1 pseudogene is annotated in these 358 nt (G+C 37.7%); it reads left to right on the top strand.

Going from position 1 to position 358, the window contains the following annotated elements:
* Positions 1–223: 223 nt before the first annotated feature.
* A pseudogene (locus tag ACFIK8_RS11680) lies at positions 224–358 on the top strand (cell division ATP-binding protein FtsE); the annotation flags it as partial.

The raw sequence follows: 358 nt of genomic DNA, 5'->3' as shown, positions 1-358 counted from the left end.
AATGTTTCTGCTAGAATCACCCTGAAATTCCTGCTAAAATCACAAATGAGGATATATTAAAAAATGGTTGAGATTTTCACAAATACTCTTGTCTGATAACAAATTGGAAATGGTTAAAGAAAAACATTGAGAATAGTAGAATATGAACCTAACAAGAACCTAAAACAAGGAGAGCAAAGGTCCTCACAATGATGCAACATAAAAGCAGAAGTGGTAACAACAAGTGATTCATTTTGAAAATGTCGGGTTGCGCTACGGAATGGGTCCTGAAGTCTTACGTGATATCAGCTTTCACATTCCTCCCGGATCATTTCAGTTTCTCACTGGCGCCTCTGGAGCAGGTAAAACGTCTTTGATG

The organism is Bartonella sp. MR168JLCBS (assembly GCF_042194175.1).
This window is presented reverse-complemented; position numbering and strand designations above follow the sequence as displayed.